Below are 5,897 nucleotides of genomic sequence, written 5' to 3'. Positions count from 1 at the left end.
TGCTGTGGCAACAAGACACCAATCAAAAAACAGATTGGATCCGTGTAATGACGCCAGATGCAGGTGGTGGTAAAGGTAAGGATGTAAGCAAAAACCGCGGACAGGTATTTGTACCCGAAGTTGGAGATCAAGTACTGATTGGTTTTAGATACAACGACCCGAGCAGACCCTTTGTATTTGGCTCTTTGTTTCACGGCAGCATCGCTGAAGGTGGCGGCAAGAAGAACGAAATCAAAAGTATGACCACCAAAGCAGGCAGTACCTTGATCTTTAATGATACCGACCATACGGTTCGATTGCAGACGAGTAAAGGAAACACCGTGCATGTAAATGAGAAAAGCGGCGCCATTACCATTTCTTCGGGAAGCAGCATTTCAATCAACTCTAAAAACATCAGCATCAACGGTAGCGAAAGCATCAACATTCTTTCACCGAAAATAACGATTGGCTCCTTGGGTGGCGAACACCCAACGGATACGGTAGATGTTATGGGTAAAGCGGTAACGATAGAAGGGGAGGATACAGCGGATGTGAAGTCGAAGGAAATTAACATTGCAGGTGAGAATAAATTAACTTCTACAGGAGAAGTAATGAAGCTTGATTCTAAAGATTCTATTACGATAACTGCAGGAAGTAAAATAAAAGCAAGTTCTGGTGATTCAGAATTCATATAACTAAACCTTAGTTCTGAATATGTCTCATCCGAAAGAATACGTAACTACAGGAGCCTTGATGAAGTGCAGCCAAGGTGCCGCACCGATGCTTTTTAAGTCGAGCCCGAGAACAACAAAAATAGGAGGCTTTAAAGCAGGGAATGAATTTGATTCTATTCCTCTTCAAAATGTTCCATCGTTTATCATTTGTCAGAAGTTAACACAAATGGCGAATGGTGTACCCACACCATGTACACCCGCACCCACCATGTGGGAAGATACCTATGAAGCAAAAGTAGGAGGTGGGAAAGCATTATTAAAAATGTCTTGCATACAATGCACCACTGGGCAAGGCAAGATAGAGTTTATAACCTCCGGACAAGCACCCTTGCCACCCGATGTAGTAGCGGATATGCAGTCTGCACAAAAGGAAGGGACGGAAGCACTAGAGAAGGCACAACAAGAAGAAGATGCAGTAGGCGAGGCGGGCTTTGTTGAAGGCTTGATTCCTATTTGGGGAAGTGGCAGAGATTTAATCCATGCAGCGCAAACAGGCGATGGTTGGGGAATAGGGTTAAATTCACTTTTCTTAGTTTGGGACGCATTTAGTGTTGTTGCTGGAGTAGTTAGTTTTGGTGCAGCAACGGCAGCAATGATGGGCGCTAAAGCAGGTGTACGCACAGCATTTAAAGCGGCAGGTAAAGTAGTATTAAGTGCAGCTAAAAAACAAGGAGCTGAACTATTAGCCAAATCTGCAAAGGTTTTTAAAGGTTTAGGTCCTAAAATAGCTGACTTTACGCAAGGGGTAGCCTGCAAATTATTGAAAGCTTGCTTTCCTGCGGGTACACCAATTGCTGCAAAGGGGGGCTATAAAAACATTGAAGATATACGGGTGGGCGATTTGGTTTGGTCATGGGATGCTCTAACAGGAGATATAGGTTTAAAGCCTGTAATTGCAATCATGGAAAATGAATCCAATGCACTTATAAAAATTACTTCAGGTTCTGAGACGATATATGCTACTCCTGAACACCCGTTTAGAGTTGGGGAGTCTATAGATGGTGCTTGGAAAAATGCAGAAGATTTAACTTTGGATGATGAATTGTGGTTGCTTGATAAAAGAAATAAGAGTATCTTTTCATTGGATTTAGAACCACAAGACCAACCTGTAAAAGTTTATAATTTTGAAGTAGCAGACTGGCACAACTACTTTGTAGGTATGTGGATGATGCTGGTGCATAATTTATCATGTTGGCAAAAAGTTTTTTTTAAAGCTCATCCACTTTTAAAAGGCAAGGTTGTTGTTCATCATGCTATTGAACGACAAGTATTCGATAGTAGGTGGCCAGGTTTATTTGATGAAGTATATAAGAATTCTATTGAAAATTTAAGAGGTATACCCAAAGAAATAAATAGTAAAACGCATTTAAGTCATATAAGGATTGAATGGGATAAGTTTTACACCAAATTTGAAGATACTATACCTTCACAAAAAAATGTTTTAGATTATGTTAACTATATAGATAATAAATATGGACATTTATTTAACCCACCAATTAAATTTTAATAAATATGAAGAGCTATAATGAGATTTTACCCGAAGTAATTGCTGGTCTTGGTTTAAACACAAAATATGATCAAGGTTCGAAATTAATTAAAAAATTACATATTGAGTTAGAGGATTGGTTAGGAGATGATTTAATGAAATGTTACCCTGTTTATTTTGTTACAGAGAATCTGAAGAACGGATTAGAAAATCAAAAATTTAAAGGATTTCAGTTTGATGAAATGGAGGTGACAGAAGGAGAATATTTTGAAGATAATTTTCAATTAAATATAGCTTTACCTAAATTTTATTGGATGAAGATCGTAGGTAAGGAAAATGAAGATGATTTATACATTTCACCAAATAAATCGCTTATGGCTGATATTAGCTTTATTAATTATGTAAAACAAAACTTTAGAACTGAATTTTTATATGAAAATTTAAAAGAAGATAAAGTTCGAGAAGAATTATTGGAAAAACTTTTGGCAAGTGCAAAAAATAGAGATCAAATATAGTATCTATTTTTCTAAATTATATATTACATTAAACGGATGCTTTTTTATTAAGGCATCCGTTTTTTTTAGCTGAGACGAAATTCAAATTTTTAATTAATATAATTCTGCATGCAGCTATATAATTTTTTTTAGTCATAATTCAATAACTTTTTAAAGGCATGCTTCCCTGCTGGCACACCCGTAGCAGCAAAAGGTGGCTATAAAAATATTGAAGATATACAAGTGGGTGATGAAGTGTGGGTGTGGGATGAAATAAGTGGTGAGGTCGCGTTGAAAAGAATACAATCAACATTGCAAAGGCAAGTACATGCATTGGTTGAACTTGTCTTAGACGGAGAAACGATTTACACAACACCCGAACATCCTTTTTTCGTGGAAGGAAATTGGAAAGAAGCAGGATTGCTTGAAATAAAAGATCAGGTTCAATTGTTTAGTTCCAAAAGAGCAAGAGTAGAATCGATTAAGTTTACGCATGAATATGCGAAAGCAGAAGTCTTACATGTAAATGAATCCCATGAATTACTTGATGTAGGCAGTGTTGAGGATGTTGAAAATACCATCGTTTATAATTTGGAAGTAGATGAATTTGCTTCGTATTTTGTGGGATGGATTAAAGCTTTAGTGCATAATGCATCAAAGACAAAGTGTGTTAGGGCAGGATTGAAGAAAATGTACAATGCTCTTGGGAAAGAATTGTCTTGTTTTCCTGCTGGAACCCTTATTCAAAATAATAACGGGTATATCGAAATACAAAACATTCAGACAGGAGATTATGTATGGGCGTATGATTTGATACGGAATGAAAAGGTATTAAAACAAGTAACCGAAACGTACACTAATTTTGCAGATACTTTAATAAATATTACCTTAACAAATGCGATTCAAATTAAGGCTACTCGATTACATAGATTTTGGGTACCCGAAAAACAAGCCTGGATAAAGGCCGAACGATTAAGAGCAGGCATGACTGTTTTATCGAACGAAACGCGAATTGAAATTTCTGACGTTGAAGTTTTAACAACAGAATTACAGCCTACGTATAATTTTGAAGTTGAAGAGTTACATAATTATTTTGTTGGAGAATGCAATATACTCGTTCATAATGCAGACGAATCTATCTTTGCATCTTTAGACGAAGTGTTTACTGAAATTTATGCGATTATTGATACAAAAACAAACCAAATAATTTATGTAGGAAAAACAGAACAAGGAATAGCTGAACGATTTGCACAACATGTTAAAGAAAAGGGATTGCCTATCGAAAGATTCGAACCACGAGCTTTGGCTCAGGGGCATTGGACTCCTTATAAAACAGCAGAAATGGAGCAGCATTTCATGAATCTACATGACACTAAAATACCTAAATTGACCGATAAATTTGCACATGTCTTTAATAAGGTGAATGCAATATCTGAAAAGAAATTTATAAAATATTTTGATTTACATAAACTCTGTTAACACAAATGGCGACAAAAAAATTAAAGGTAGGCGATCTATTTTATATAGAAGCAGCGAAAGGTAAATTTGTTTTTGGTAAGGTTCTTTTTGATGTTGATAAACAATACAAAAGTCAAGAAAACCTACAGATAACAGACTTGATTAATAGTTCAAATAAATTAAAAGGTTGGTATTCTGATTGTATAGTAATTGAAATGTATGAAGGCGTATACGATACACCAGAAAGTAATCTGAATAGAAATATCTTAATTAAAAGAGCCGTTTGCGGAGTTTCTGGTTTGAAAAAATACAATTGGGGGGTGATTTCCAATGAGGATGTGGACGTGCGAGAAGTATCCTTTACTGAAAATATATTTCCATTAGAGAGTTCAGTATATTTAAATTTGGGTGAACTAAAATTCAATATAAGTATGTCTATGAAAGAATATGAAGATATGAATGTTGTAGGTGCTAAAATAGATATTGTTTCCATCGCATTTATATGCTTAAACATGCAAGGTTTTAATGATTTGTTGGAGGAGGATTATCAAAAGGAAAAAACAATGGCAATGTATGATTTAATGTATCATCCTGCTATTCGAAACAAAATTTATAAGGAGCTAAATCTAGATCCAAATAAATCGTATTATGAATTGTCTAAAGAAATGGGTTTTGATTTAAAACGTTTTTATGAATAAGAATTTACCTGAAAGAATGATGCGAAACATATATTGGTCATTTGCAGAAAATGAACAATACGCAACTGTTGCAGACTTTGTTAAAGCTGTTAATAAATATTATGACGATCTATCTGTTGAGGATTATGTTGACTTTGATAAAGTAGTACTCGATATACCCACTGTGCAAATTCAATATTTGTATAATGAATTTGATGAGGAAGAAGAGGATTATAATGAAATAGAACCAATGATTGTGTTTCATGCTAAGAATAAAAAACACTTTACTGCTGGTGAATTACTTTTCAATATACACAATGAAGTTGTTTCTAAAATGATTGACACACCTGCTCATTTCTTTGAAGGGTTTCTATTGTACAAAGAAAGTGCAGATAAAGAAGTGCCCTTATATTTTATGACCTGCGGAAGTTAATTCAATAATATATGTTATTACAAACGATGCTTTTTTATAAAGGCATCCGTTTTTTTTTAGATGAAAAATTATTTTTTTTGATTGATACAATTTAGTAATCTTATAATTTAAAGTGCAGCCAAGGTGCAGCCCCCATGCTTTTTCAAGCAACTCCGAGAACAACAAAAATAGGAGGCTTTAAAGCAGGGAATGAATTAGACTGTGTTCCAATTCTAAATATCCCATCTTTTGTAATTTGTCAGAAGTTAACACAAATGGCAAATGGTGTGCCCACGCCATGTATGCCAGCACCTACCATGTGGCAAGATACCTATGAAGCAAAAGTAGGCGGAGGGAAAGCGCTGTTGAAGAAGTCTTGCATACAGTGTACGGCTGGGCAAGGGAAGATAGAGTTTATAACCTCCGGACAAGCACCCTTGCCACCCGATGTAGTAGCGGATATGCAGTCTGCACAAAAGGAAGGGACGGAAGCACTAGAGAAGGCACAACAAGAAGAAGATGCAGTAGGCGAGGCGGGCTTTGTTGAAGGCTTGATTCCTATTTGGGGAAGTGGCAGAGATTTAATCCATGCAGCGCAAACAGGCGATGGTTGGGGAATAGGGTTAAATTCACTTTTCTTAGTTTGGGACGCATTTA

Annotated in this window: 7 protein-coding genes and 1 pseudogene; all 8 read left to right on the top strand. The window is 35.9% G+C overall.

Translation table 11 applies throughout. The annotated features are described in order from the left end of the window. Nucleotides 1–674 (top strand): phage baseplate assembly protein V (locus Q0543_RS03790; RefSeq protein ID WP_299249336.1); only part of this gene is annotated, 674 nt, incomplete at its 5' end. Between the two features lie 19 nt (nt 675–693). After that, a complete protein-coding gene (locus Q0543_RS03785; RefSeq protein ID WP_299249333.1) occupies nt 694–2,220 on the top strand; it encodes a polymorphic toxin-type HINT domain-containing protein in 1,527 nt (508 codons plus the stop codon). A gap of 5 nt (nt 2,221–2,225) precedes the next feature. Then, nucleotides 2,226–2,714: a hypothetical protein gene (locus Q0543_RS03780; RefSeq protein WP_299249330.1), complete on the top strand. Its 489-nt coding sequence runs from the start codon at nt 2,226–2,228 to the stop codon at nt 2,712–2,714. Between the two features lie 201 nt (nt 2,715–2,915). Further along, nucleotides 2,916–3,224 (top strand): annotated as a pseudogene (locus tag Q0543_RS03775) (polymorphic toxin-type HINT domain-containing protein); the annotation flags it as partial. A 159-nt stretch (nt 3,225–3,383) separates the two neighbouring features. Further along, a complete protein-coding gene (locus Q0543_RS03770; protein ID WP_299249339.1) occupies nt 3,384–4,172 on the top strand; it encodes a polymorphic toxin-type HINT domain-containing protein in 789 nt (262 codons plus the stop codon). A gap of 5 nt (nt 4,173–4,177) precedes the next feature. After that, entirely contained in the window at nt 4,178–4,849 is a 672-nt protein-coding gene (locus Q0543_RS03765) for an Imm26 family immunity protein (RefSeq protein WP_299249327.1), read from the top strand. Then, nucleotides 4,842–5,261 carry a hypothetical protein gene (locus Q0543_RS03760; protein ID WP_299249324.1) on the top strand — a complete coding sequence of 140 codons (420 nt, stop codon included), beginning with the start codon at nt 4,842–4,844 and terminating at the stop codon, nt 5,259–5,261. Before Q0543_RS03765 ends, Q0543_RS03760 begins: the two co-directional genes overlap by 8 nt. Nucleotides 5,262–5,395: 134 nt before the next feature. After that, a partial coding sequence (locus Q0543_RS03755; protein WP_299249320.1) for a PAAR-like protein occupies nt 5,396–5,897 on the top strand: 502 nt, incomplete at its 3' end.

The sequence above is a fragment of the uncultured Cytophaga sp. genome, assembly GCF_937863595.1.
Lineage (GTDB): Bacteria > Bacteroidota > Bacteroidia > Cytophagales > Cytophagaceae > Cytophaga.
The sequence above is the reverse complement of the archived record's forward strand: the minus strand, read 5'-3'. Positions and strand labels throughout refer to the sequence as shown.

What these genes read in the sequence shown, in the direction of transcription:
- Q0543_RS03785 (WP_299249333.1), top strand. Translation starts at nt 694, where the DNA reads ATGTCTCATCCGAAAGAATACGTAACTACAGGAGCCTTGATGAAGTGC.
- Q0543_RS03780 (WP_299249330.1), top strand. Translation starts at nt 2,226, where the DNA reads ATGAAGAGCTATAATGAGATTTTACCCGAAGTAATTGCTGGTCTTGGT.
- Q0543_RS03770 (WP_299249339.1), top strand. Translation starts at nt 3,384, where the DNA reads ATGTACAATGCTCTTGGGAAAGAATTGTCTTGTTTTCCTGCTGGAACC.
- Q0543_RS03765 (WP_299249327.1), top strand. Translation starts at nt 4,178, where the DNA reads ATGGCGACAAAAAAATTAAAGGTAGGCGATCTATTTTATATAGAAGCA.
- Q0543_RS03760 (WP_299249324.1), top strand. Translation starts at nt 4,842, where the DNA reads ATGAATAAGAATTTACCTGAAAGAATGATGCGAAACATATATTGGTCA.